General features: G+C 44.3%; 26 protein-coding genes. 19 read left to right on the forward strand and 7 right to left on the reverse strand.

Features of this window, described 5'->3' with window-relative positions; genetic code table 11:
- Nucleotides 1-1,766 (forward strand): tetratricopeptide repeat protein (locus AACV78_RS02875; protein WP_194074375.1); only part of this gene is annotated, 1,766 nt, incomplete at its 5' end.
- A 261-nt stretch (nucleotides 1,767-2,027) separates the two neighbouring features.
- On the opposite strand, the gene AACV78_RS02880 is transcribed toward AACV78_RS02875, so the two are convergent.
- Together AACV78_RS02880 and AACV78_RS02885 are read right to left on the reverse strand one after the other, a co-directional pair.
- Nucleotides 2,028-2,765, reverse strand: a complete 738-nt coding sequence (locus AACV78_RS02880; protein ID WP_194011223.1) for a hypothetical protein — start codon at nucleotides 2,763-2,765, stop codon at nucleotides 2,028-2,030.
- Nucleotides 2,762-3,088, reverse strand: a complete 327-nt coding sequence (locus AACV78_RS02885) for an MgPME-cyclase complex family protein (RefSeq protein ID WP_194011224.1) — start codon at nucleotides 3,086-3,088, stop codon at nucleotides 2,762-2,764. The genes AACV78_RS02880 and AACV78_RS02885 overlap by 4 nt, the downstream gene beginning before the upstream one ends.
- A gap of 343 nt (nucleotides 3,089-3,431) precedes the next feature.
- Between AACV78_RS02885 and cas10 the strand changes: the two genes are divergently transcribed.
- The 15 genes from cas10 (at nucleotide 3,432) to AACV78_RS02960 (ending at nucleotide 17,641) form a co-directional block, all read left to right on the forward strand.
- Complete coding sequence (cas10, locus tag AACV78_RS02890; RefSeq protein WP_194011225.1) at nucleotides 3,432-5,897, forward strand: type III-B CRISPR-associated protein Cas10/Cmr2; 2,466 nt, start codon at nucleotides 3,432-3,434, stop codon at nucleotides 5,895-5,897.
- On the forward strand, nucleotides 5,890-6,603 hold the full coding sequence (locus AACV78_RS02895; protein WP_194011226.1) for an RAMP superfamily CRISPR-associated protein: 714 nt from the start codon (nucleotides 5,890-5,892) through the stop codon (nucleotides 6,601-6,603). The genes cas10 and AACV78_RS02895 overlap by 8 nt, the downstream gene beginning before the upstream one ends.
- A complete protein-coding gene (csx10, locus tag AACV78_RS02900; RefSeq protein WP_194011246.1) occupies nucleotides 6,600-7,883 on the forward strand; it encodes a type III-D CRISPR-associated RAMP protein Csx10 in 1,284 nt (427 codons plus the stop codon). Before AACV78_RS02895 ends, csx10 begins: the two co-directional genes overlap by 4 nt.
- 2 nt (nucleotides 7,884-7,885) lie before the next feature.
- Nucleotides 7,886-8,602: a hypothetical protein gene (locus AACV78_RS02905; RefSeq protein ID WP_194011227.1), complete on the forward strand. Its 717-nt coding sequence runs from the start codon at nucleotides 7,886-7,888 to the stop codon at nucleotides 8,600-8,602.
- Between the two features lie 92 nt (nucleotides 8,603-8,694).
- Nucleotides 8,695-9,813 carry a putative CRISPR-associated protein gene (locus tag AACV78_RS02910; protein ID WP_194011228.1) on the forward strand — a complete coding sequence of 373 codons (1,119 nt, stop codon included), beginning with the start codon at nucleotides 8,695-8,697 and terminating at the stop codon, nucleotides 9,811-9,813.
- A 17-nt stretch (nucleotides 9,814-9,830) separates the two neighbouring features.
- Nucleotides 9,831-10,691: a type III CRISPR-associated RAMP protein Csx7 gene (csx7, locus tag AACV78_RS02915; RefSeq protein WP_194011229.1), complete on the forward strand. Its 861-nt coding sequence runs from the start codon at nucleotides 9,831-9,833 to the stop codon at nucleotides 10,689-10,691.
- 2 nt (nucleotides 10,692-10,693) lie between these two features.
- Nucleotides 10,694-11,314 (forward strand): hypothetical protein, encoded by a 621-nt coding sequence (locus AACV78_RS02920; RefSeq protein WP_194011230.1) that lies wholly within the window; start codon nucleotides 10,694-10,696, stop codon nucleotides 11,312-11,314.
- A 29-nt stretch (nucleotides 11,315-11,343) separates the two neighbouring features.
- Nucleotides 11,344-12,300 (forward strand): RAMP superfamily CRISPR-associated protein, encoded by a 957-nt coding sequence (locus tag AACV78_RS02925; RefSeq protein ID WP_194011231.1) that lies wholly within the window; start codon nucleotides 11,344-11,346, stop codon nucleotides 12,298-12,300.
- Nucleotides 12,297-12,782: a hypothetical protein gene (locus AACV78_RS02930; protein WP_194011232.1), complete on the forward strand. Its 486-nt coding sequence runs from the start codon at nucleotides 12,297-12,299 to the stop codon at nucleotides 12,780-12,782. Before AACV78_RS02925 ends, AACV78_RS02930 begins: the two co-directional genes overlap by 4 nt.
- Nucleotides 12,779-13,843 (forward strand): RAMP superfamily CRISPR-associated protein, encoded by a 1,065-nt coding sequence (locus AACV78_RS02935; RefSeq protein WP_194011233.1) that lies wholly within the window; start codon nucleotides 12,779-12,781, stop codon nucleotides 13,841-13,843. The genes AACV78_RS02930 and AACV78_RS02935 overlap by 4 nt, the downstream gene beginning before the upstream one ends.
- A gap of 2 nt (nucleotides 13,844-13,845) precedes the next feature.
- Complete coding sequence (locus tag AACV78_RS02940) at nucleotides 13,846-14,487, forward strand: hypothetical protein (protein ID WP_194011234.1); 642 nt, start codon at nucleotides 13,846-13,848, stop codon at nucleotides 14,485-14,487.
- 445 nt (nucleotides 14,488-14,932) lie between these two features.
- Nucleotides 14,933-15,154 (forward strand): hypothetical protein, encoded by a 222-nt coding sequence (locus tag AACV78_RS02945; protein WP_194011235.1) that lies wholly within the window; start codon nucleotides 14,933-14,935, stop codon nucleotides 15,152-15,154.
- A gap of 3 nt (nucleotides 15,155-15,157) precedes the next feature.
- Nucleotides 15,158-15,631, forward strand: a complete 474-nt coding sequence (locus tag AACV78_RS02950) for a hypothetical protein (RefSeq protein ID WP_194011236.1) — start codon at nucleotides 15,158-15,160, stop codon at nucleotides 15,629-15,631.
- A gap of 66 nt (nucleotides 15,632-15,697) precedes the next feature.
- Nucleotides 15,698-16,102, forward strand: a complete 405-nt coding sequence (locus tag AACV78_RS02955; RefSeq protein ID WP_194011237.1) for a hypothetical protein — start codon at nucleotides 15,698-15,700, stop codon at nucleotides 16,100-16,102.
- Nucleotides 16,103-16,426: 324 nt separating this feature from the next.
- Nucleotides 16,427-17,641 carry a glycosyltransferase gene (locus tag AACV78_RS02960; RefSeq protein ID WP_194011247.1) on the forward strand — a complete coding sequence of 405 codons (1,215 nt, stop codon included), beginning with the start codon at nucleotides 16,427-16,429 and terminating at the stop codon, nucleotides 17,639-17,641.
- Nucleotides 17,642-18,030: 389 nt separating this feature from the next.
- Here the strand turns inward: AACV78_RS02960 and AACV78_RS02965 are convergent, their stop codons facing one another.
- The 3 genes from AACV78_RS02965 to AACV78_RS02975 all read right to left on the reverse strand — a co-directional run bounded on the left by AACV78_RS02965 (nucleotide 18,031) and on the right by AACV78_RS02975 (nucleotide 21,763).
- Nucleotides 18,031-18,939 carry an AAA family ATPase gene (locus AACV78_RS02965; RefSeq protein WP_194011238.1) on the reverse strand — a complete coding sequence of 303 codons (909 nt, stop codon included), beginning with the start codon at nucleotides 18,937-18,939 and terminating at the stop codon, nucleotides 18,031-18,033.
- Between the two features lie 516 nt (nucleotides 18,940-19,455).
- Complete coding sequence (locus AACV78_RS02970) at nucleotides 19,456-20,673, reverse strand: bifunctional riboflavin kinase/FAD synthetase (protein ID WP_194011239.1); 1,218 nt, start codon at nucleotides 20,671-20,673, stop codon at nucleotides 19,456-19,458.
- Between the two features lie 202 nt (nucleotides 20,674-20,875).
- On the reverse strand, nucleotides 20,876-21,763 hold the full coding sequence (locus tag AACV78_RS02975; RefSeq protein WP_194011240.1) for an MBL fold metallo-hydrolase: 888 nt from the start codon (nucleotides 21,761-21,763) through the stop codon (nucleotides 20,876-20,878).
- A gap of 279 nt (nucleotides 21,764-22,042) precedes the next feature.
- Between AACV78_RS02975 and AACV78_RS02980 the strand changes: the two genes are divergently transcribed.
- Nucleotides 22,043-22,258 (forward strand): hypothetical protein, encoded by a 216-nt coding sequence (locus tag AACV78_RS02980; protein WP_194011241.1) that lies wholly within the window; start codon nucleotides 22,043-22,045, stop codon nucleotides 22,256-22,258.
- A 605-nt stretch (nucleotides 22,259-22,863) separates the two neighbouring features.
- The gene (locus tag AACV78_RS02985) at nucleotides 22,864-23,805 is read left to right on the forward strand and encodes a hypothetical protein (protein ID WP_194011242.1); all 942 of its coding nucleotides are present in this window, start codon (nucleotides 22,864-22,866) and stop codon (nucleotides 23,803-23,805) included.
- Here the strand turns inward: AACV78_RS02985 and AACV78_RS02990 are convergent.
- Nucleotides 23,773-24,351, reverse strand: a complete 579-nt coding sequence (locus AACV78_RS02990) for a hypothetical protein (protein ID WP_228042574.1) — start codon at nucleotides 24,349-24,351, stop codon at nucleotides 23,773-23,775. The genes AACV78_RS02985 and AACV78_RS02990 overlap by 33 nt on opposite strands.
- Nucleotides 24,352-24,900: 549 nt before the next feature.
- Between AACV78_RS02990 and AACV78_RS02995 the strand changes: the two genes are divergently transcribed.
- The gene (locus tag AACV78_RS02995) at nucleotides 24,901-25,806 is read left to right on the forward strand and encodes an alpha/beta fold hydrolase (RefSeq protein ID WP_194011244.1); all 906 of its coding nucleotides are present in this window, start codon (nucleotides 24,901-24,903) and stop codon (nucleotides 25,804-25,806) included.
- A gap of 251 nt (nucleotides 25,807-26,057) precedes the next feature.
- On the opposite strand, the gene AACV78_RS03000 is transcribed toward AACV78_RS02995, so the two are convergent.
- Nucleotides 26,058-26,585 (reverse strand): DUF4330 domain-containing protein, encoded by a 528-nt coding sequence (locus AACV78_RS03000; RefSeq protein ID WP_194011245.1) that lies wholly within the window; start codon nucleotides 26,583-26,585, stop codon nucleotides 26,058-26,060.
- Nucleotides 26,586-26,675: the final 90 nt, after the last annotated feature.

Raw genomic sequence — 26,675 nt, forward strand, 5'->3', positions numbered from 1 at the left:
GGGCTGCTAGCGGCATGAAAGAAGATGAAGTTATTGCTATTTTGCAGGAACTTCTGGAAATTTTAGATTTTGTACACCAGCAAAATGTGATTCACCGCGATGTAAATCCTCGCAATATTCTGCGCCGAAATCGAGACAATAAGTTAGTGTTAATTGACTTTGGAGCAGTTAAAGAAATTACTACTCAAATTACCAATCCTCAGCCGAAGAATAGCTTGAGTGTGAGCATCGGAACTCCCGGTTATATGCCCAGCGAACAAGCTCACGGCAACCCGAAACTCAGCAGCGATATTTATGCTGCAGGTGCGATCGCCATTCAATGTCTCACGGGCATAACTCCGCACCAAATGACCAAAGATCCGAATACAGAGGAAATTATTTGGCAGGATAAAGCATCGGTCAGTTCGGAATTTGCTAAGATTTTAGATAAGATGGTGCGGTACGATTTTCGGCAGCGCTATTCTAGTGCGGGCGAAACGCTGGAAGCTATTAAAGAATTGAAAAATTCTTTCAGCGGTACGGTGCCGGTATTGCCTCCGGTTGCTGCTGCGAAAAAGTCGCCTAAACCAGGTCAAAAACTATATTTAAAAATTGGGGCGATCGCCGGTGTGATTGGCATCATGATTCTCGCATCAATTTATGGTGTACATACTTTTAATTCTGCCAATGCAACTGATTTATACAACCGAGGAAATACGCTTTACAATTTAAGCCGATTTGAAGAAGCTCTGGCAGCTTACGATCGAGCAATAACTCTCAGGCCAGACTACGCGGAAGTTTGGCAGGAAAAAGCTAAAACTTTATATGAATTGAAAAAATATCGGGAATCGCAGTTAGCTTACGATCGAGCAATAGAATTAAAGCCGGAATATTTGGAAGCTTGGACGGGACGCGGTTATGCTTTGGATAAGTTGCAACAGTCTCAAGAGGCGATCGCATCTTTTGACAACGCTTTAAAAATCCAGCCCGACTATGCCGCAGCGTGGGAAGGAAAAGGCGATACTCTGTTAGATTCGCAGCGCTACGAAGAGGCGATCGCATCCTACGAAAAAGCCGTACAATTTCAGCCGAATTCGTACCGTGCGCGGTACAATATGGGGCAAGCTTACCAAAAATTAAAACAGTACGATCGCGCCGTAGAATCCTATCAACAAGCAGTTGAAATCAAATTTGACAATTCTGAGGCTTGGTACAATTTAGGCAATGTTTTCCTAGAATTGAACAAAAATCAAGAAGCTTTGGAAGCCTACGAGAAAGCCGTGCGGTTTCAGCCAAATTTTTATCAAGCCTGGTACAGTAAAGGCATCGCTTTGCTAAAAATGCGGAGGCATGAAGAAGCGGTAGAAGCTTATGAAAAGGCGGTTAAATTAAAACCTGATTCCGATCGAGCATGGTATAATTTAGGCTGGTCGTACCATGAATTGCGTCGGTACGAACAAGCAATTGAGTGTTACAGCAAAGCCTTAGATTTGAATCCGAAAGAATCTCAAGCGTGGTACAATAGAGGTAATGCTCAGTACAATTTGCAGCGTTACGAAGATGCGATCGTCTCTTACAACGAAGCCGTCTATGTCAAGCCGGACTACTCGGAAGCTTGGTACAGCCGCGGCAATGCGCTGGTAGCGGTAAAAAGATACGGAGATGCGATCGCCTCCTATGACAAAGCAATTCGCTACAAGCCGGATTACGGAGCCGCAATCGAGGCAAAAAAGCGAGCAGAAAGTCAGCTAGGAATCATCCAACCAGAGCCAAAACAACAACAATAAATTGTTACTTAAGCAGCTATGAATAAATTGCTAACTAATTAGAACTCTTGCAAAAATCCAAAGCACCCCACCCCAACCCTCCCCTTATTAAGGGGAGGGAGCAAGATTATTCTTGTTTCTCCCCTTAATAAGGGGGGACTAAGGGGGGTAAATTTGATTTTTGCAAGAGGTCTATTGTAGAAAAAATAGGTTCGTAGTAAGGACTTTAGTCCTCTCTCTGCGGGTAAATAAGGACTAAAGTCCTTGCTACAAACACAACTTTCACCGAATAGCAGGACTAATTACCGTAACGCGGCGGCTGTCTACCAACATCGGCCAAAAACCTCGATCGCTCAATGCTTTTACCGCAGCAATAGCGGCATTTTGATCCGTTGTATAAGCGACGAATAAAAAAGGACGCTGGCCGTAGGAAGCCAAGCCTACTTGCGTGCCCAATGCTTGCTTGACTTGGGCGGCTAATTCCGGTTGATTGAAGTAATCTACTAACACTGCATAACCGGGGCCTAGGGCTTGGGGATTGAACCCGATATTGCCGGTTTGAGGATTGGCGATTGGTTCAGAATCGGTTGCTGGTTCAGGGTTGTAGGCGGGCAAATTTTGAGGAAGTGCCGCTGCGGGCGATCGTACTACGTAAGCTTGCAATCCGACAACATCTTCGATATATTTAACCCAATCGCTAGCGATTTGCGAGTCGCGAAAACCACCAACTCGCGTCACCGTATCGTTGATGTACCGACAAACTGTATTGTCAGTATTTCCGGGAAAAGAGCGTTTTGCTCTTTCTTGCTGTTCGGGTGTTCTGGTGACAATTAACAGTAAATATTCGTCGGACTGCGGCGGTTTGCAGCTCGATTCAGCTTTAACAGAACTCGCTAAAATTGTCAATGTCAAAATTGCGATCGTCGTAGCAGAAAATAGGGGAAAAAAGACAAAAAAATTGTACAATTTCCCCGTTAATTTTCCTAGCTTCGCTGTAGATTTTTTTGCTAGTTGAGTCATGCTGTCTGTAGCGATGCGAGTGGGTCGGGAATAGTTGCTGACGGTGCTTGAAACTCACCTGTCAGCACGTATTCTAATCGGAGTTTCAACCAGGTGATAAAGACAGGATCGGTAGAAATAATGGCTGCCGCGGGTTGAGGGCATTTTGCTTTGACTTGGGCCATTGTCGGCGCTTCTATAAAAGCTGGCTGTTTGACCAACCAAAAGTCTATTTGTTTTTCTTGTTCGTTGTAGTTGCGAGTTCTTTCTTTAAACACTTCATCAAGGGCTTCTTCTTCTAGCAAAAAGCGTTGGCTGGCTAAAACGTAGTAGTAGGTTTGCATTTTTGTCAGTTGTTAGGGGTTAGCAGTTAGCGGTTAAAGTCGCCTCTACTGGCTATTTTTGCCTGGGTAGGGGCGGTTTGCCGAGTTGCGGCAGTTTGAGAGTTCTCAACTCTTGTGCCGTTTACTTTACCTTATTTGCTGCCATCTTGGTAGATGTATAGCAAGTTGTGTCTGAAAAATGATTGTGTGAGGGGTTGCGGGAGTTGAGGCGATTTTTTTTTCGGCGGTTGATTTTGTCTGAAATTTAGGTGACAATAGAAAAATATATAGAATTGTACGTCGAATAATTGCCAATTATTGAGGCAATCTGGGGCTGTCACACCGGATTTGGAGTGGTTTGCATATGGAAAGTATTGCGATCGGTATTGCTTGGTGTCTGGCTTGGGGCGAAGGGCGCGAACCTCAATTCGATCCCAGCGTGTTGCAAGAAATGCGGCGGGCGTTGACTTTTGGGGAGGAAGTGCCGGCGGATGTGAGGGAAATTGTCGATCGGGTTCGGGAACTTCTCGCTATTCCCCGCGATATCCCCAAAGGAGAATTTCCAGAAACAATTACCGATTTGCAAAATAAATACCCAAATTTGTGGAATTATACCGGAACAATTGGCTTAGTTTACGGCGGTGCAACTAAAATCAAGCAATATGTGTTTGAAGCCGCCAAACTCCCAGATATCCGGGGGGCATCAGCCTTATTAGATCGGATTAACTTAGTCGATCTGCCTGCTTTCTTTGGCTGTGAAAACGACCAAAATTATCTTCAGTGTCAAAAAGCTAAAAATTACTGCCAGCAAGTTAGATCGAAATGGTTAGATAAACCAGAAAATTTTCCTAAACTTTCAAAAGCCCTGATTTCAGAGTTAATCATCTACTCCACAGGTGGGAATATTTTAGCATTTTGTCCGGCAGCTTTTACAGAAGATTTGGCTGACGCTATTGAAAAACGCTACACGCACGAGACGTTAACTGCTAATTCTTGTGCAGTTGGAGCTAAATTTAAAGCGCTGGAAATTCAGTTTGGTCTATTGCCTGCCGAAATCAATAACAAGACATTTTGGATAGAAAACTATAGAGAAAATCTAGAGAACCCATTAATCAAAGCTTACTTTGAACAACCCGATACATCCCCGAAACAAGCTTTTAAGAATCGCAAGACCTTTAATGAATTGGCGGGAAAGCTAGCAGCTTTATTCAATCAGCGACGGAATGGAAATGATTTTGCCGATCGCCCCAGCCGCCGCTATCCGCCGATGTTTGAAACGCATCCTTATTTGAGGAGAGATGAGAGCGATCGGCGATCGGCTGTTTTCCAAGCTCAAAGCGATCCTAACAATCAAAATAAAGGGCTTCCGGGCGATCCTTGGTTTTCGGAAGCTTTAGCTCGCAAGCGATTAATCGGGCAAATTGCTAAAAAAGAATTACCGTCATCGGGTGAATTGCCGACTTGGTGGGTAGATTCAGGGCTGGAGTGGGATTTTGCAACTCCAGAAAACTTGGAGCCGGGAGCAGTTGAAAGTTGGGTGAATAAGTTTCAGGGATTTTTGCTGCGCCAAACCCATCAAACATATAGCAACTATTACGGCGAGATCCGTTCATCAGATGTCGAAGAAGCGCGATCGGTTAGAGAAATTGGTGATGCTAGCCTAGTCAAAGGTTTTGTTGCTTATATCTACGCTGATGGTAACAACATGGGGGGTTACATTCAGAAAGAAATTAAAAAGCCGGAAGACTACCAGCGTTTCAGCCGAGATATTTTTGAGGCAACTGAAAAGTCTGTGTATGTTGCTCTGAATAAACATCTCAAACCTCACAAGTACAAGCCTGATTCTGATTCGGGCAGACAGAGCAAACAAGAAGTTTGGATTCATCCCTTTGAGATTTTGACTATTGGTGGCGATGATGTGATGTTGATTGTGCCAGCAGATCGAGCATTGGCGATCGCCCAAACGATCGGAGAAGAGTTTGAAATGCTTCTTGTGGAGCGGGGCGATCGCTATCAAGAAAATAACCAAAAATATTTTCCTCAAATTATCCATCGCTACTTGGGAGAGTACCAGGAAACACAACCGCCAACGGGCGATAGACAATGTAAATTAAGTATGTCTGCCGGAGTGCTAATTACGGCTGAAGACACCCCTATCTATTACGCAGAAAAGCTGACCAATCAGTTACTCAAATCAGCAAAAAAGCGAGCAAAAGAGCTGAAAAAAGAGAATTACTATGGCGGAACGGTAGACTTTTTAGTGATGAAATCTGTAACAATGATTTCATCAAATATTGGCGAGTTTCGCAGTCAGGGATTAACCAATGCAGGACCAGGAAAACAAAAATTAAAGCTTTATGCTGCACCTTATACCTTGTACGAACTAGGAGGACTGTTGGAAACGGCTAAAGTTTTGAAGAAAGCAGATTTTCCGCGATCGCAACTCTATCAAATCCGCAGTCTACTAGAAAGGGGAAAACATACAGTCATGCTCAACTACCGTTATTTCCGAGTGCGACTGCAACAAGGACAAGATGAACTGCGAAACCAATTTGAGAATGCGTGGTGTCAACCTTTAACTAATGATGGCAACTTAGCACCTTGGATGACGAACAAAATTGCTCTCTACAGAAATTTGAATTTACTAATCTTCTTTGAAACATTCCCACAAGAAAGATTTAAGTTGCAATACGAAGTTTTGAAGTTACTGCAAACAAACCACTATGAAACTATCTGGAGAGAGTTAGTGGATTTATACCCATTTATTGAAAAACAAGAAAACCAATCAACCACCCCAGTGTCAAACAACAAAGAATACAGCCATGATTGACTTGAATACCTTAATTGACAATCGGGTAATAACTATTCCGCTAACAGCAGTAATTGACACTGCCTTATGTGTGGGTGCGGGTGGTTCTGACGGTTCCCTTGCAGATAAACCAATCGTTCGCAATGCCAAAGGACAATTGTTGATTCCAGCTTCTCAACTAAAAGGAAGATTGCGCCACGAATGCGAAAAGTTAGCGAGGGGACTGGGATGGCAAATTTTTGAATCTCCTGCTGCAGAAGCACTCTGTCCTAGAGAATACCAAGTTTTAGAACAGTTTCGTTCTTTGTATCAAGTGGATGGTTACAGAGGCTATCACTGCTTCATTTCTAAAATTTTTGGCAATCCTATATTGCCATCTAGAATTGTTGTTGATGACTTAATATGCAACTTAGAACGAGAAGATTTACCAGAAGTATTGCGTCCGGGTGTCACTATTAACCGCAGCCGTCGCACCGCTGAAGACCAAAAACTTTTCTTCCTAGAAACTTCCCCAGCTAATGCTCAATTAGAATTTAAGGGAGAGATTCATTTACTGCCAGGTTGTCCAACCTACGCTAAAGCGATAATTGTAGCAGGATTGCGTCACATTCACGCGCTAGGAGGTAGTAAATCTGCGGGGTTGGGTTGGTTAACTTGGAAGGAATTAGAAAAACTGTCGCAGGAAGATTCAGCTTGGCAAGAATTACTACCGGAGGCAAAGTTATGAAGCGGATTAAATTGGAAATTACAGCTTTGTCACCGTTAGCGATCGCAGATAAAAAACCTGGTTCTATCAGCGAAGCAAAAGACCACATTCCCGGTTCTGTCATTCGAGGTACTATCGCTGCTCAAATTTTACAGCAATCCGGTCAATCAAACGAAAATTTAGCTGAAGATGGTCGCGACTTTAAAGAGTTATTTTTAGGAGAAAACCCAGCGATTTTTCAGAATGCTTATCCAGCAGTAGCTAAAAAGAGTGGAGTTGTGACTGAGGAAGTTATGGTGCTGCCAACTACAGCCGTTAGTTCTAAAAATAGCCCTGGATTTAAATCAGATGGAAATGGAGTATTTGATACATTAATTGACCGTTTCTGTGCTGACGTATATAACTTTCCCTACGATCCTAGTTGTCCGAAAGATAAGGGAAGAGTTGAACCATACAGCGGTTTTTACAGTCAAGCCAACCAAAAATATCGCAACCATTCTGTTAGCACTCGTTTTCTGACGCGAGTGGGAATTAATCGCCGTCGCGCTACATCTGAGGAGGAAATCCTTTATAGCATTGAAGTTCTCAACGAATCATTTCTCAAAGACCCGGAGACAAAGGTAAAAAATTGGAATTCTGTTGTTTACCGCAGTTCAATTCTGGTTGAAAATGACGGATTGGCAGTCTCTCTAACGAATTACATCAATCGCAATTCTCAGGTATTTCGTCTGGGTGGTGCTACTTCGCGGGGATTGGGGAAAGTTGCGATCGCAGCCAAGATTGAAGATGCTACATCAGATGTAGAAACTCGAATTAAGACATTTAATCAGCATCTCAAAGAGCGTTGGAATCTCTGGGAAATCTTTGGCAGTCCTAAGCCAGAGGTATCTATAGATCGTACTTATTTTACGCTTGATTTGCAGTCTCCCGCTATTCTGACTGAAAATTGGCAGCGAACTACGGTAATTTCACCAAAAATGTTGTGTCAATTTGTCGGTATAGAGGATGAATACTGTAAAATGAATCAAGAAGAGCGAGACAAATTTCTCAAACTAGAAGTAGCCTACAGCAGCTACGAGTATCTCTCGGGCTGGAATTCTGCTTGGGGACTGCTGAAGGATATGGAATTAATCACTAATAGAGGGGGTGTGTATTTGTTCAGCACCGATCGACAAGATGTGTGGTTTGACAAGTTAAAGGATTTAGAATTGAAAGGTGCGGGCGATCGTACTTGCGAAGGCTTCGGTCAAATTCAAATTTGCAACGAATTTCACCTTGTAATGAGAGAGGAGGCAGTGTAAACATGAAAACATCGTACAGTATCGGTTTAGAAGAGCAATTAACTTTGCGGCTTGAGACAGAAATTAGAAGAGAGTTGGATGATATTATAATTAAAATGCAAAGAATTGCTTTAGAATTTAAGATCGAGCAAGTCAAAGAGCGATCGCCATTTAAAAATGTGCTTGTTGTAGCAACTGAAACAACATCTTCTCTGGAGGTAATCAAAAACTATATTCGCTATCAAGTAGGTCGCCAACAAAGCAGTAAAATCTGGAAGCTAGAACGCACTGACAATGGTAAAAAACAAATTTTTGCCGACGCAGTTGTTCTGCAAATTAACGAGTTAGCCAATAACTTCCAAAAGATTATCGATTCTATTAACAAGAGTTTGGATGAAGAAATCGATTTATTGCTGGTAGAGGAAATACGCTCCCTATCGGACGATAAAATAGATTCAATATTGTCAAAAGATATTGAACCAGAGTTGAAAAAAAAACTTGAATTACTGAAACAAGACTCCGCTAAAATAGAGAGCATGAATTTAATTAAAAAGTATATACAAGATAATGAGGATGGGTCTACAAGACGAAAAAACTTGGAGGCTCTTAAAAAACATTTGCAAGCAAGCGAACAGAATGTAAGACAGTCTGTACACCTTAATTTAGCTCGACTCTATCTGGGCTATCTCAGTCGCGAACACACGGCGCTATTGGGGAATAAAAAAGATAGTAAAGAGTAGGTTATGCTTCTCGTTACCTCAAGTATTTGAAAGGCGAGCAAAGCCTCTAACTATCTACAACTGTATTCCGTAAATGAATAGGAGATTTTAAAATGGTTAAAAGAGTTATATGTTCTGTGGGTATCAGCGCTGCCAGAACACTTTCAGGAGTTAAAGCATGGGAGCTAACTAATTGGGTTCAACAGCAAGCAAGTCAGGAATATGCTGCTGAAAAAATATTTTATACCTTCCGCGATATCCTTCCAGAAGGAGCAAGTTTGAAGAATGACTTATCTGCCGAAATACATTCTCTTGTTCGGATTGGCATTACCAAAGAGGATACAGTAATCTTGCTTACTTCAAGTACAGACGACGGATATTGTTGCGCGCTTGCGGTTGAGAAATACCTGAAGCATCATTGGAACGGAATAGAGGTTAAAGTAGAAAAAGTTAAAGGGTTGCAAGTCTTAGATGCTGAACTTTTCCGAACAACTGGCATCGTTGAATTTGTACGGCATATTATTAGAGAAGTTAATAGCTATGGAGCAAGTAATATTATTCTGAACCCAACTGGAGGATATAAAGCACTGGTTCCTTACACGGTTTTGCTAGGGATGCTGAAAGGAGTTAAGTGTGATTATATTTTTGAACAGTCAACTACAGTTTTAGAATTACCTCCACTTCCTGTAGAATTTAAGCGATCGCAATTTGAAGCTTATAAAGATTTACTTGAAAAAATTGAGCGCGAGACAGCAATTACTCAAGCAGAATGGGAAAATAGTGTCCCTTATTCTGAAAGAGCAGCGTTTGAACCGCTAATTGAGTTTTCCCAGGAAGGAGTAACTATTTCGGGTGTAGGTTTCTTGTTTCTTGAGGAAATGCGTAAGCCTTCAGTTTTAGTTCCCTTTCTTTCTCAAAAGGCTATCAGAGATTGTTTTGATAATTTGGCGGAACTAGATGACTGCGATCCATTTCGCTTTCTGTCGCGAGTTGCTGCTTCCAAAGATGCTTTTCAGCTAGCGGAACATATTAATGCTGGTAATGGATTGCGCTGGCTAAAGCCTGGTGGAACGACCGATCGCTATTTAGTATCTGTGGAAGGTTGGCGTATGCTGGTGTGGAGAGCCATCCGCGAAGACCAGGAAGGCCCCAGATATGCAAGTAAAGTTACAGTCAATCCTGCTGAACGGCGCTCTTATTCTCCTTTCATGCGTATGGATTTTGTGAATTAATTAATGAGGATAACTTTATGTTTGACACATTCAAAAACCGTCTAGAAATCACAGGAAGATTGACAACTGTAACCGCGTTACGCATTAGTAAAGGTCGATCTACCGAACCGATAGGCTCCGATTTACCTGTAATCAAAGATGCTTTGGGTAGACCTTTGATTCCCGGTTCGAGTTTTAAAGGTGCGCTGCGATCGCGCCTCGAAAGCTTCCTGCGAGGAATTGTGGGGAGCGATCGCAAATTAGTCGCCAATCCAGCCATTGAGAATGAATGGTCAATTACCGCTCAGGAAATGAAGCAAATTAAACAAAATTTCCCAGATGACCAAGCTCTAACTGATGAAATTCTCAAGCATACAGATTTAGTTTCTCATCTCTTTGGTTCTCCTTGGATCGCCAGCAAATTCCAAGTCCGCGACTTAACCGTACAATCCGATGCGTGGTTCGGACAATATCAAGAACGAGATGGAGTAGCCATTGACAGAGACACAGAAACCGCCGCAGATGGCAAACTTTACGACTACCAAGTTGTCCCCGCCGCAACTCCCTTTGATTTTAAAGCAGTAGTTGAAAATGCTCATGATTGGGAATTGGGCTTGTTGGCGATCGGCTTGCATCAATTTGAGACAGAACAAATTCCCTTGGGTGGGGGGCGATCGCGCGGCTTAGGTGTGGTTAAGCTAGAAATTGATGAAATGCGCTGGTTTGACTATCCTGAAGATAGACCTGACTTGCTAATGGAATATTTGAAAAAATTGGTTATGGAAGACAATAGTGCCTATGAAGATGCAAGAGAATTTAAAGACAATTGGGTGCAAAAGCTTATTGAGCATATAAACGATAAAGTTTTCGACAAATCTCAAGCAAAATCTCCGAGGTAAATATGGCTTTCAGCAATTATCAAGAACTAGGCGAAGTTCTTAAAAAGTTTCAGATTTATTACACAGAAGTCAATTTCATAGGCGAAACTGAGTTTGATATTCCTAGCTGCTTTCTAAAAGATTTGGAAATTGTCATGCAGGATGGATTACCCGATCATTCAGAATTTACAATTTGTGAGAACTTGATTTATCCAGTTGTTAAAGAAGTTTGGAAACATTATCGTACTAAATTTGTTTTGTGGAGTCATAAATATCTCACGGATTGCGAAAACTCTGAAAAATTTCCTGAATATATTTTGGCTAAACGCTCTCATTTGGGAAAAGTCGTTTTTGATAAACCTTATTTGGTATTAGTCGATGCTAAGCAAGATAGATTTCATGAAGGGTGGGTTCAATGTCTTGTTGAAATGATTGTTGCACAGCAGACTGGCGATCGAACAAATAACACTATTTTTGGAATTGTTTCCCACGGTAGACTTTGGGAATTTGCAAAACTTGAAGGAGATAAATTTATATGCAATAGAAAATCCTATACAATTCAGGAAATCGAGCGACTCTTTGCTGCCGTCAACTATGTTTTCCAACAGTGTGAAGTTCAGCTAAATCAGTTAGTAGTGGCTTAATTCCCAACCATCTCTCAACCTACTCAACTATGCACAAACGATTTGTCAACCACTGTACCATTAACTTAACTCTCATTCCCGACGGCCCAATTCTCATCAAATCCGGCAAAGAAGGAGCCGATCCGACTAAACCCGATATGGAATTTGTCGAGACTTACCACGCAGGAGGAAAGTCAATTTATCTACCTGGAAGCAGTTTAAAAGGTGCCATCCGCGCTCATGCTGAAAGGATCGTTAGAACTGTAGGAAGCGAACGTTATAACTCGCAAAAACCAAATTTACCTTGGGCTAACGATCCTTTAAATGACAAGTATGACTATTTGAAAGATAAATCAGCATCAGAGATTTACAAACTCTCCTGCTTTACTGACCAAATGTTTGGCAATACTTCTATAGCCAGTCGCGTCAGAATAGAAGATGCTTATCCTGACAAAGATAAACCAAAGCCAAAATTTGAAGAACGAAATGGAGTAGCGATCGATCGCGTTTTCGGTTCCGTAGCCGTTGGCCCCTTCAACTACCAAGTCTGCACCGCCGGAGAATTTCGCACTAAAATACATCTCAAAAACTTTTCTTTAGCACAATTAGGCTTAATTGGCTTAGTTTTGCGAGACTTAAACGATGGCTGGTTTGGTTTGGGTTTTGCTAAATCTCGCGGTTTGGGAACGGTACAAGTGAAATTTAATTCAGCTAAAGTGCAATATCCGGGCTGTGTTTTAAATGGCCACCAAATTCGCGCTATTGGCAGTCAAAAACAATGGGATCATACCTCATTGTTGGGTGCGGGAGAATTTCTCGAATTAACCGAAGCACAAGCTTATGGCTTCCCTTCAGAAGATAGAAAAGAAACTCCTGTTGGCGCTCAAACTATGGATTTAGATTTTGGAGTGCAGCTAACTTGGTCGGGAGATATACAGGTAAAAGATTTGTTTGCTAGAGCAGTGACTTCTTGGAGTCAGTTATTGCAGCGAGGAACAGCAGCATGAGAGATGGATTTGTCAGTTACAAACTGGTTGCTTCAAAAGAGGATTTGCAAGCATTGCTAAGCCATCGAGAGTTAAAGGTTGAACCCAGCTATTACTTTCTCTGTTGGTCGCACAAAGTCAGCGGTATTAGGAGAACGCCACCGGATGCGAAGGATTTTCCCATTCCTGAAGGGCAAATGTTTAACTCTAAATTTGAACTGCGCTGGAAAAAACAGGGAACGGGTTACGAAGTTTTACTGCTTAGTGTTGAACCTAAAAATGAGTTAGGATTTGAAGAAATTCCGGGGAAGTGGAAAGCGGACGATCGCTCTGCCTACTTCTACAGCGCAGGTGAAACCAGATTTCCCAAAGGTTTCACTTTTAAAGATGAAAATGACAAAGATATCGACCCGACAAAATTTCCACTGGGTCAGCGATGTTTTCAAGATGGCGCAACTGCAACCGTACATTTTGTTTCCCTCACAGTTGGAACAGAAAAATGACTGGAAATCGCCCTAGACCACCTCAACCACCTAACCGTCCCAGTTTGAGTTCAGCCTCGCCTGAATTGCCACCAAAACCTTATGCTTTTGTCTCGTTTCCTACAGAGCGTCCGGTTTTGCAGCGTCCAGCCGGACACGACAAATATAAGAGCGATCGCATCCACGGAACTCTGTTTCTCATCCTAAAAGTTCAGACTTCTTTGCACGTTTCTACCGGAGTTGTGGTCATGGGTAGCGATATCGGCAGTCGCCTGCCCCTGATTAAAACAATGGTGCAAGCAACCGACCAAAAACTATCGATTCAAGGCAGTTCTTTAAAAGGCTGCATTCGTGCTGTTTACGAAGCAATTACTAACAGCACTTTGGCAGTAGTTACTTCAAGATATAAGGACAAAATACCGCCGGAACGTTTGCCGTGCAAAAAGAAAGACGAACTTTGTCCGGCAAGTCAAGTATTTGGTGCTTTGGACTGGCAAGGATTAATTGAGTTTAGCGATGCCAAGTGTGAAAAAAGTGGTTTTGCAACAGGATTTATGCCATCTTTATATCGTCCTCGACCTGACCAGAGTTCGGCATATTTTGACGGACGCGGGAAAGTAGCAGGCCGCAAGTTTTACTATCACGCAATTCGGGCGATCGACAAAGGTCAAGATCGAGGAATTACCGTTCAGCAAGCGGCTAAAGAGTATACTTTCAAAACACAGATACAATTCAAAAACTTAACAGCAGCAGAGTTAGGAACGCTGTTGATTGTGTTGGGGCAAGATCCAAAATATGCGATCGCCCTCAAGGTAGGCGGCGGTAAGCCGATCGGCATGGGAACGATGACTGTGGAAGTAACAGCAGCAAGGGTGTTGCAGAATCAGGGAGATTTGCGCGATCGCTATTCCTCCTACAAACCTTCAGAATCTGACAGCATGAATGGCACAGAATTGCAACAATTTATGCAAATAAATATTCAAGCTGCTCATTCTAGTTTAGTGCAAGCAACTCAACTGCAACAACTAGCTGAAGTGTTGAAATATCCGACCGATCGCGAACCGCCAACAGGAATGTATTAAAGATGTCTACACCTGAATTAATGACTGAATCGTTGACTGAAGAACAATGGAAAATCGCCCATGAGATCGCGCAAAATCTGGCCAAAGATAATACTGATGTCAATGAATTTAAAAAGGCGATCGCCTATCTCCGCAATGCAGTTAATCAAAATAAAGCTGATGCCACTTCCAGGTTTTTCAAGTATCTTAAAATCCTTGTCGGTAATGGCAGACAAATCGGACACAGCGGCAAAACCACAGGTTATTACCGCAGCATCGACAAAGCTTGTAGCGATTGTCTCAAAGGATTTCAAGGGGATGCTAGCACTTTGCTGCAAATTTTAGGTTGGGCATCTCGTTTGATGCGTTACTACAAAGAAGCGGGGCCGATTGGAGAAGTTTCAGTCCCAGTTTTAGAGTCAGCGAGACAAGTTGAAATTGCTAAGGCGATGGGCAGTCATGAGTTTGCAGTGGGTCAAATTGTCGAAGCCAAAGTTACTGCTGTCAAAGGGAACAAAGTAACTTATGAAATTCTGGGAACTATCAGGCTAACTGAAAAAGAACCGAAAAAAGCACAATCTTTTTCTGAAGAACAAGTGGTGAAAGTTGAAATTTTAGATATTAAGGAAGATGGGAGTCCCAAGAAAGTCAAGTGTGCGGGCTAGAAACCAGACTGTTGATACTACCAAACCTCCTTGCGTTAACTCTGCCCCGTCGCTATAATATTGACTGTAAGCATAAAAAGAAGCCACAATATGTTAGCCAAATAAAAATCTCCCTCTAACAAATTTGACTATTACTCAGCATTGAACCGTTCCGAGTCCGCTCAAAGCAAAGTCAAGCAGGGGTATTGTGTAGCTTACTATACAGTTTTCTGGTAAAGGCTGTTCCAGGCTACTCTGTCTCGTCACAGATGTCCGAATACCGATTTGTAGCCTAACAGAAAACGGCGCAGCTTAAGTAATTAGCTGTTTTTAGCAGCCCATTGTGCAAGCTAGCGTTTGCCTAGAAACTAGGAACTCGCCATATCAATATATCCAGTTCCTAGTTTTAAAGAAAACCCAAGAATTTGTGATAGTTTTTGTAAGACCATACCTGAGGATGACACAAATGAATGATGCAGAAAAAAATAAAGTTTATCTGGTAACTGGTGTAGTAATAGCTATTGACGAGAGCGACGGGATATTAATCGCAGGAATGTTATCAGATAGTCCTTTTATTGCTGAAGATACAGAGTCAACACAGACAAAAAATTTGGTAGGCAGTTTTGCATTCACCAGGCAAAAAGCTGAATTTCTCAGAGACCGTCTCAATGAATTTTTGCAGGAATAGACAATGACAGCACGCAGCAACTTCATACCAGAACTTCACACCTCAAACTCGAAAACCAAAAGCTCTTGGAAAGTTTATGAATCGACATCCCTGACTCTCCAATCAAAGAAGTCATTTCGATCGCCCACCGTTCCTGTTGAAGTCCACGAATTAGTAGAGAAATTAGCCAAGGTGGATGGTGTAGCTGGAGTTAGAGCACTAACTCCTAGAGCGGTAGATATTCACTGGATTGAGTTTGAATTAGAACTGCACCCCGAAACAGAGTTAGATGATGAAACGTGGGACAAAATCCAAGATTTAGTAATTGATTGCGAATGGGATTTGCGGGATAAGACTAATGAAAGGTGGTACTTTCCCAGAAAAACGGTCGAAAAATTTTCCAAAATTCAGCAAGGGGCTAAAGTAGTTTCTCGCTCGAAAATAATTTTTTCAAGTTCTACAAGCTACTACGATCGAGTGAAATCCAGCAGTATTTGATTTGTGGGAGCAAGAAATTAAGAATATTAAATTACTGAACAAGCTAGAAAGTATCTGTTGATTTTTATGCCGAGCGCACAGTCCCATCGCGAACAAGCAGAATATAACGAACAGGCGGCAGCTAGTATCAGAGATACTTCTCCTGATTGGGCAGTAACAATGTGTTTTTATTCAGCCCTACACTGGGTAGAATGGTATGCAAAGGTTCAGGGAGACGAGCTCGATCGACAATACCAAAACTACCCATCTCCTCACGATCGCCTGCTTGCTTATGTTTTTGACATTGCTAAAAATCGACAGTACAGAGATTTAGATAAAGCTTATAACGATTTGAAAAATGCCAGTCAAATATCCCGATACTTAACTGATATAAGAACTAATTCTTGGCTTTATTACAGCAGGTATAAAACCCGAGACGTTGACAAATCTTTTGAAAATCTGGAAATAGTTAAACGGCGACTAAATCGTTAACTAAACAAGCAAAAATTCAGAGGCTCACTTCCACCGCCTTGACTTTTGAAAGATATCGAGATATGGTGATAATGTCTAGAAGCAAGAGTTTATCAAGTGCAACGTCAAAAAATTGCAAACTCCCCTCACGGGGACGGAAACTAGCTTCCGTAATGCTGCGTAATAGTCAAATTTGTTTTGACAGTTGCTCGGACTTCCCCGCAAGGGGACTTTAGTTGACAGAGCTAATTGCTTCCCGTACTTTTTCAGACGTGCGATCGCCCCCTAACTTCCCCCATAAGGCTAAACTTATCTAAGTTTTACTACGATATTTTGGCCCCCTTCATGAACATCGCTTATCTAGTCAACCAATACCCCAAAGTCAGCCACAGCTTCGTCCGCAGAGAAATACTCGCAGTGGAAACTTGCGGCATGAAAGTCGCACGTTTTTCGATCAGATCCTGCGAGTCTGAACTCGTTGACAAGGGCGACAAAGAAGAGCAAGAATTGACCAAAGTAATCTTAGGAGTGGGCGTACAGGGCCTAGCGTGGGGTTTGCTCCGCACTGCCGCAACTAGACCAATTCGATTCCTCCAAGCTTTGCGGTTAATGTTCCAAGTTGGCTGGCACTCGGAACGGGGGATTTTGCTGCATCTAGCTTATTTAGCAGAAGCTTGCATTCTTTTAAATTGGTTTGCAGAATCCGGTATAGAACACGTTCACGCTCACTTCGGTACAAATTCCACAACAGTTGCCATGCTGTGCCGCGTGCTCGGCGGCCCGACTTACAGTTTCACCGTTCACGGCCCCGAAGAATTTGATAAAGCGACACTTCTTTCCTTAGACGAAAAAATTAAACGATCGACCTTTGTAGCAGCAGTCAGTTCCTTCGGCAAAAGTCAGCTTTTTCGGTGGTGCGATCGCACTTATTGGTCAAAAATCCACGTCATACACTGCGGAGTCGATGCAGCATTTTTAGTTCACCCGCACGTCCCCATACCCGCAGCAACCCGCCTAGTTTGTGTCGGCAGGCTCAGCGAACAAAAAGGTCATTTGTTATTGCTAGAAGCCGCCAGCAAGCTAGCAGTTCAAGGCTTGGAGTTTAAATTGGTATTTGTCGGAGACGGGCCGCTGCGAGCTGAAATTGAACAACAGATTGCACAACTAGGCCTGCAAAACCATATAGAAATTACCGGCTGGGCCAGTGGCGATCGAGTTCAGCAAGAAATTTTAGCTTCCCGCGCCATGGTATTGCCCAGTTTTGCCGAAGGTTTACCCGTCGTAATTATGGAAGCCCTCGCTCTCAATCGGCCCGTAATTAGCACCTATGTTGCCGGCATCCCCGAACTCGTAGAACCCGGTGTTTGCGGTTGGTTAGTTCCTCCCGGTTCCGTAGAAGCATTAGCTGTGGCGATGCGCGCAGCATTGGAAGCACCTTTAGAAAAGCTAGAAGAAATGGGGAAAACAGGAGCAGAACGGGTAGCGAAACAACACAATGTCGATTTAGAAGCCAAGAAATTAGTAGCGCTGTTTCAAGGATCTATTGAACAATCATTATAAAAAAGTTTGATCGTTCGGACTTTAGTCCTTAAAATAGTTGGTAGTAAAAACTAAAGTCCTGATTGACCAATATTCAGACAGAGGACTAAAGTCGGCGAACCAATCTGATCGTTGTCAATCGACGGGACACGATATAAGGTGTGTCGCTATGAAATTGCCGATTTTTGTGCAAGGGATTCATATCAAATCCTCTCTTCATCGGAATAGTAAATTTACTGTTGAGTGTTAACTGTTAACTGTTAACTGTTGACTGTTAACATCATGTATGAGTACAACCGGAATTGAGATCAATGGCGGTGTACTCTACTCTTCTTCTCGTCCGCAGAGGCGGACATTGTTTTTGTAGTGGCGCTTTCAACCGCCAACTCCGAACGAGAATTTGTAACTTTTTAAGGAATAGGAACAGATTTCAACAACTTATCAACAATCGTCTTAGCCCTCCTTCCCCCCGCCGGAATCAACCGATGAGAAAGTACGTGCGGTGCCAAATCCTTCACATCATCCGGGGTAATATAATCCCGCCCGGAAATAAACGCCAAAGCCTGGGACGCCCGGTGTAAAGCTACCGCACCCCGGGGACTGACTCCCAGAGTAATCTCTTCATCCTCGCGGGTCGATCGCACCAAATCAACAATATACTGCTTCAAAGACCCTTCTACCTTCACCGCAGCACACAAGCGGCGCAATTCCTGCACCTGTGACAAAGATATACAAGGCTGCAAATCCTCAACTGCAAAAGTATCAGACAGCCGTTCCAACATTTGCAACTCTTCCAACGCAGCGGGATAGCCCAAAGTCAAAGACAAAGTAAACCGATCCATCTGCGCTTCCGGTAGCGGAAAAGTGCCTTGATATTCGATCGGGTTTTGAGTAGCAATCACAAAAAACGGTGCCGGAACACTCCGAGAAATTCCGTCTACTGTCACCTGCTTTTCTTCCATCACTTCCAGCAAAGCAGACTGAGTTCGCGGCGTCGCCCGGTTGATTTCATCAGCAAGCAAAACATTAGCAAAAACTGGCCCGGGCAAAAATTCAAACTCTCCGCTGCGGGGATTCCAAATATTAGTACCGGTGATATCAGTCGGTAACAAATCGGGAGTGCACTGAATCCGTTGAAACTTCCCATCGATCGATCGCGCCAAAGACTTAGCCAGCAGCGTTTTTCCTACACCAGGCACATCTTCCAGCAGCGCGTGCCCGCCCGAAAGCACGGCTACAAGCACCAAGCGAATAGCATCCGCTTTTCCCACAATCGTCTTGCCTAGATTTTGTTTGAGCCGCTCAATGTGTTCTCTCATATCCCTGATTTTTAAGTAGAAGTCATTAGTTATTAGTCAGTAGTCAGCAGTCATTAGTCATTAGTCATTAGTCAGTTGGTAGGGGCGGTGGATGGTGCGTGCGGGCCCTCTTAGTTGGCAGCAGTCATTAGTTATTAGTCATTAGTTATTAGACTGAAGGAACAAGGAAGAAGAAATACACAGCTAGCTTTTTAAGCGTTCCCCCTTTTACGTTAATTACGTTGATTTACTTTGCTAATTGTTGATTTTTAATTGCTGGTTCTTTGATTCCTAGTTCCTCTCAGCTAGGACTTCGTTTGTGTAGACGCAATTTCAATCGCCGAAGTAAAACTGTACAAAATGAATTCATAATTTGGATGGGCTTCTAGCGCGTCCGAAATTTGGATTAACAAATATTTTTGCAATAGATATAGCGGTTCTCACAAAAGTGAGGTATGCCCTATGCCCGGCTTGGCCTATGCCCGGTTTGGTCTATCCCGGATAGTACCTCATACCAGAGCACAGAAAGGCTATATATTAACCATTAGCAGCTAAAACCTTTCTAGCAACATCGCAATCGGCTTGAATTTGAGTTTTTAGAGCATCCAGAGAAGCGAATTTTTGTTCGGGTCGCAAAAACTCTACCAAACTTGCGCTCAAGGTTTTACCGTACAAATCCCCCGACCAATCTAACAAGTGAACTTCTACAGTTAGTTGTAAACCGTCTACCGTCGGGCGGCGGCCAATATTCATCACTCCATTGATGAATGATAAATTTGACGGTTTTTGGGCGATTAAAGATTGCGAATTTTCCCACTTATAGGAAGAATTTGGATATTGGATATTTTCTCCTCCATTTTTCACCGAGACTCGCACTGCGTACACGCCCAAACAGGGTAAAAATTTTTCTGGCGGCAGTTCGATATTAGCAGTAGGAAATCCGATCGTCCTGCCGAGTCGCTGTCCCCCAACCACAGTCCCGACTAAAGTGTAAGGTCGCCCCAGCAACTTATTGGCTTTTTTGAGGTCGCCGGATGCCAGACCTTCGCGGATGGCAGAACTGCTGATCCGATCGCCTTCATCGCAATTGTGCAGCGTTACAAGAGTCACATCAATACCGTAACCCGAGGCGATCGACTGCAAATCCACAGCCGTCCCCGCGCGTCGGTGCCCGAACCGAAAATCAACTCCCACGCTAATTCGACTCGCTTGCAGTTGTCGCACCAGAATTTTTTCGACAAACTCGTCAGCAGTCAAGGCCGCCAGTTCTCGATCGAACGGCAGCAGTACCAGTTGTTCCACGCCCATTGCTGCGAGCAATTCTACCTTTTGGGCCAGAGGTGTCAGCAGTTTTTTGGGTTGACCTGTAAAAAATTCTTGCGGGTGCGGATCGAATGTCAGCACAGTGCTGCAAAGTCGATCGACCCCATCAGAATCGATCCCGCAGAAGCTGTTACCCACAGCCTGACCGAGGGCGATCGAACCATTGAAATTAAGGCCGCTGTCGGCTGTATCGGGCGGTGCTGCTGAGTCGTTGTCCCAGCTTGCCGGAGGTTTGCTTTCCAAATTTGCATCTTGGCCAGGGTTTGAGCGCGAGGATTGCGCCGACACCGAAACCGTCGCAGAATTTGATTTAGACGATCGATTTAAAATTGGCTGCACGACTTGTCGGTGCCCTAGGTGCAAACCATCAAAGTTTCCCAAGGCAACGGCAGTTGGAGTCAGAGCAGCGGTACAGGAAGAAGTTAGCAACACGCTTTACATTTTGACATAATTAGCCCGCGTGCGATCGAAGCGTCGATTTGAGATGAAAGATTAAAGATTAAAGAATTGACTCTCGCGCTGCGAGAGTCTCTTAGCTCGTCTTTAGGTAAGTAAGGTCAGCCATAACTTTGAAATTTCCGACCTCAAGATTTCAGAACTTGCAGGCCAATCTCAAATCCCTCAGACAAGCACTTTAGGCGCTTGCACCGACTTCTTCAGATATCTCACCCGGAGGCAGCAACTGTAACGACAAACCTTCCCGGGCCATCAAACTGTTCGGGAACCTTTGAGCCACCTGCTCTCCCACCTTGTCTAAAAACTCGTCATTGTGTAGCGGGTCGTGGTGAAAAATCACCAGCTTCTTGACATTAGCAGCCTTTGCCACCTTCACCGCTTCCTGCCAAGTCGAATGTCCCCAGCCAACCCTGCTCGACTTTTCCGCATAATACTCCTCATCAGTATAAGTAGCATCGTAGATCAGCACCTCAGCATCCCGAGCCAAATACAGCACATTTTCGTCCAAACGATCGGGAAAATGTTCGGTATCAGTCACGTAAGCCGCCGCATAGCCCCGCCAGTTCACCCGGTAGCCCATAGCTTCCCCCGGATGGTTCAACAAAGCAGTTTCCACCTTGATGTCTCCGATTTCCAGCGGTTTGCCCACTTCTATATCGTTAAATTTCAGGTCGGCCCCCATAATTTGCAGAGGCACGGGAAAATTGGGGTGAAGCATCTGGTCGTTGAGCCGCTGCTGGATCGTAGCCTTATTAGGAGCCACTGCCCCATAGATGTGAAAACAATTACCCTTAACAAAAGCGGGGACAAAAAATGGGAATCCTTGAATGTGATCCCAGTGGGAGTGAGTAAAAAACATATGAGCTTCTACGGGCATCTGCGACAGGAGAGTTTGTCCCAAAACCCGCAATCCAGTACCGCCATCAAAAATTAGGCGGCTCTCACCCACTCGCATTTCTATACAGGGTGTGTTGCCCCCGTAACGTACTGTTTCGGCTCCGGGAGAGGCTATGCTACCTCTAACGCCCCAGAAGTGAACCGTGAATTGGTTTTGCATACTAGACATGGGTTTTCCTGCAAGATTACTCCGGCGAGCCATCGGTAAAATGTTTACATATTGGTAAGGGCTTTGCCGTCAAACCTCTGTTCTTTGACTGTCGAGTTTTGCACGATCGGTGTCAAGCATTTCGTTTGCCAGAGAATCTAAAACTGTTGAGCTTGACGACAGGATAAGAAATTACAACGTAGACTGATGAAGTCTCGATCGCAACTATTATTTTCTTTTCTTCACTAGCCTAACCCTTGCAGACACAATTTGAAGCAGAACTTGGGCCTGAGTCTGGTCTTGCAGTCTATATTTCTCCTGCTTCCGCCCTTGCCGGTACAAGCTGCTGCAGTCGGTTTTGGCGCTGCAGGTTTACGGGTTGGAACCACCGGAAGCGGCTTGGATGCTATCATTTCGGGTCGATCGACCGTAATATCGAGATATCGGGGTTGGTTGGCGATCGGGCGCGACGCTTCCTGCCCCATACTAGAATTACGGCTAATTTACCAGACTTGATTTTTTCGGATTCTTATTCAAAAATCTTAGCAGTTTAGGAACGATCCTGCTATTGATTTTCCCACAAGACTGTTGCAATTCTGGGGTTTCACCTGCGGCTGTCGATCCAAACGCTCAACCTGCGAACACAGCCCGATCGGACATCCGGGTACAGAGACGATTTCCCGGGCCCAGGCCCCAAAGGCTAAATTTGCGTCGCGTATTTTTTGGGGGACTGCTTGTCGGCCCGCGGCGCGGTGCGATCGCCCGCACTGTCTCAAAAGTGAGTCAGAAATATTCGCTGTCAACCTGTATTCGTACTTTTTTTAACAATCTGCAATTGCTGGATTTTTTGTAATGATGGCTGGGAATTCAGCGCAGTTGAGGTGTTCACCACGACGGGTTTTAATTTCCGATGATATCATAAAGGAGACCAAGATTGCATCAATATTCGATCGGTTAACGCCAGATTTCAACCGGATAGACACCGACCGACGCAGATAATTCAATATAATCTGCAATGCAGAGTGCAACTCAAGTCTAGTGTCATAGTCTTGTTTTCCGAGCATTTAAATCCGTGCTAAAAACGCCGGGATAAATGTAAGTTATTTATCAAAAAACTCACTATGAATCAAGTTAAAAAAACTACAACCAAGCTGAATATATCGCCAGTGCAAGTATCCGATCGCACTTGGCAACTCAGTAAGCTCCCCCCCCTCGACCTGTCTGAGGATATCACTGATGCGCGAGGTTTGAGAGAACTCAGTCTGGACGATCGCTCTAGAGGATTCCCAGAGACTGCCCAAACAAGATACCTCCGCGCTGAGGCCAAGACCGATCGGGCCCGATCGCCTGTGGGTTCTATCGGCTTTGTCAAGTGGTTGCTAGATCGTTTGACTCGATCGAAAGGTTGGCTGACAGTTATCACCCTGGCAGCAATTTGGGCGTTGTGGAACAGTCAGTTACTGTTTTCGACAGGGCTCGGAATCGCAGCCATGATGCTGGTTTACCGAGGAGAGTCGCGGGAGTGGCAATTGCTGCGATCGCAAGTCGAGCAATTTTGGGATAGCCCGAACCGTCGGTTTATTTTAGCAGCGGGCACCGGCGGCATTGCTACCTTGGGCGCTTACATGAGTTTGGCGATTTGGACGGACTCAAGCAGCCACTGGATGGCTGCGAGCCTGATTTTGCAAAACTTTGGCACGATCGCCATTGCAGGGCTGCTGCTGCGACAAGCGCTGAGTATGGGAGCCTCAAAAGATGAAGCCACGGTCGATCGCATCCTGGCAGATTTGACCGATGCTGACCCCGTGAAGCGTTTGATTGCAGTGCGGCAAATGACCGATTTGGTAAATAACGGTGGGTTTGGCCATCGGAGTTTTGTCAAAAATCAGCCCGCCAAGCCAAGGAACAGGATAGCCCTAACCCGCGCTGCCGAGTGCTTTCGCCTGATGCTGAGTCAAGAACCGGAAGCTTTAGTCCGCAATGCCCTTCTCGAAGGTTTGCAGACTTGGGATGATACCTATGGCACCAGTTCAAAATCCAAAAATAAAGTCATCGACTATTAGCTGACCGTCAAAAGCATAAAAAGTAATTCGATGAATATTCGGAGCTTTGACACGCAGGGGTGTGCTAGGGGCGATCGGAGAATTAGAGCCTACCAGATTCGGTGCAGGCATTTCATCCTGAACAATTGGGTGTCCGTCAATGTCGCAAGCCGATAAAACAGTTCGCCGCGAACTGGTGACAAGTCCTGACACGCTGCGAACAGGATGCTTGAAAGTTACTTCTATCAATCCGCTTTTTGGCGCTCCCATTAGCACTGTTCTCCCAAAACTGGTGAAAAATGCTGGGTTTGAAGGTTGGATGGCTACAGTATTGCTAAAAGTCACCCCCCAATGTGCAAACTGGTGTTCTACTACTTCAAAGCATTTCAAATCTTCTAAAGCTAGGCGGACGATCGCCGGTACTGTGGCGCGCGATCGCACGTCTAGCCCAACGCCCGATCGTTCGGGAATGGCGACTAAAGACTTTTTGCCGTTTAAATCCATGCTTCGACAGGCTGTATCAAATTCTGCCAACCCGTCCGATCGAAGACTCTGTGCGTCAACCATAAAACCCTCGCGATCCCGTTTCCTGAGCAGTTGCATTTTTAGTAAATCTCCCTGAAATTGGTTGTTTCTGGTGTTTGGGAATTGATAGTGGCGAGGCGGGAAATTGCCAAACCTGCAACGCCGGAATCGAAAACCGATCGCCTCTAACAAGGACTTTCAACCTCAAAATCGACTGCTCCGCAAAATATGGTAATTAATTATTCTTGATTGGCTCACGGCGGCAAACCAGCGGTCGGTTTAAAAGCGAAATCGAATACTCCTGCTTTCGAGCTTGGCGAACCGACTCGGTGCTTTTGAGGGGTCTTACCCATCATTTTGCTATTATCTCCGATCGACGGTAGGCAAGCAAGGGTGAAGATAACTACAGGGCCAAAGTCCCCAAAATCGCACAACTTAGTTGCTGTCCGTAGTTTCAGGCTTGATTTGTACTAAAATAGATTGAAATCAATACTTAATCTTTACAAAAACTCCGCTAGCTTTGCAACTTTTTTAAATTGAAACAGGGCTGCGGAGGAAAATCTAAAATCTAATAGCGATTGAGGTTTACTTATGCTTATGCCCCTCGGCTTCGGTCAGCGATCGATAGTTACTTCTCTCGGCAGAATGGTATACTACACTGCTGAAAAAATGCCTTGGCTCGAATTGTCTGCCCCGGCATCGGAAAACAAACCGAATTTGGTATTTTTCCACGGTTTTGGGGGCGGGTCTAGTGCCTACGAATGGTCGAAAGTTTATCCGGCTTTTGCAGCGGAATATCGAATTTTAGCACCGGATTTAATCGGTTGGGGGCGATCGGAACATCCGCCGAGAAATTATCAAGTTGAAGATTATATCACAACTTTGATTGAATTTCTGGAAAAAACTTGCGACAGTCCGACGGATGCGATCGCTTCTTCGCTGACAGGGGCGATCGCGATTCGAGCTGCGATCGCCCGCCCGGATCTGTTCAAATCGCTTATTTTGACAACACCAAGCGGTTTGTCGGACTTCGGACAGGATTACGGCAGCAGTTTCTTCGCTAAGCTAGTCAACACGCCAATTTTAGACCGTTTGCTCTACAGTACGGGCATCGCCACAGACGGCGGGATTCGCAGCTTCTTAGAACAGCGCCAATTTGCCGATTCGCGCCGCGTCTACCAAGAAATTGTCGATGCTTACCTCGAATCCGCCTTAGAACCAAACGCAGAATATGCCGCCCTGTCTTTTGTGCGGGGAGATTTGTGCTTTGATTTGTCGCTGTACATCACTCAGCTAACAACGCCGACAGCGATTATTTGGGGAGAAAAATCGCAGTTTACCGGCCCGGATATCGGCCAGCGATTGGCCAATCTCAACCCGGAAGCAATCAAAGTTTTTCAATCTCTGGAAAATGTGGGTTTGACTCCGCAGTTGGAAATTCCGGCTGTGACTGCTGGCTTGATTCGACAATATTTAAGGGTGCTTTCACAAGGGTGAAGAAGGAATAAGGAATAAGGAAGAAGGAAGTTCGGCAACGGATTATGTAGCGGATGTAACGGATGTAACGGATGTAAGTCCGTCGGAAGAAGGAAGAAGGAAGAGGGAAGAAGGAAGAGGGAAGAAGGAATAGGGAAGAAGGAATAGGGAAGAAGGAATATGAATTCCCTCTTCCCCCTTCCCGATTAGCAATGACTAATAACTAATGACTAATGACTAATAACTAATGACTAATGACTAATGACTAATGACTATTCTTTGACTCGCACGTCGATGACGCTGGCATTGAAAATGTATTTTTTGCCTTCAAGTTCTAGGGTAGTACCAATTTTTACTTTGGTATTTCCTAAAACCGGGCCGTTGTCAGTAATTTGACCTTTTCCTTCTAGGGTAAACATCATATTTCTGCTGAAGGATTCTTCTTCTCGGGGATCGGGGAGAGCTTTGAGAGTACCGTTGGGCTGGGGAACTGCGAGGGTTCGGGTGATAGTTTTGACGGATTTGATAGTAATCTGACCGGCGGGCTGGTTGCGGATAACTACGTTGATTTTATCGCCAGCTTTAAACAACTCTGGGAAGTTCGTGCCTTTGAGTCCGATCGCAATTGCATCAATCTCTACAGATTTAACACTAGCGCCGCCGACTTGGGCGACGGAACCGCCCGATGTGCCGGGAAAAAAGAAGATGCCGACTGCAACAAGCAGCACAATCATTGCGGCACATACGTCTAGAATGCTGAGTTTGCCGAACAGCCGGCCTTGAGAATCTAAAATTTTCATAAATCGCCTATAAACGGACAGCGACAGGAGTATCTGTACAAGCCAAAAGATATTACCACAACGATCGCCCAAAATCCGCAGGACTTGAAG

The sequence above is a fragment of the Tychonema sp. LEGE 07196 genome, from assembly GCF_963890365.1.
Taxonomy (GTDB): Bacteria; Cyanobacteriota; Cyanobacteriia; order Cyanobacteriales; family Microcoleaceae; genus Microcoleus.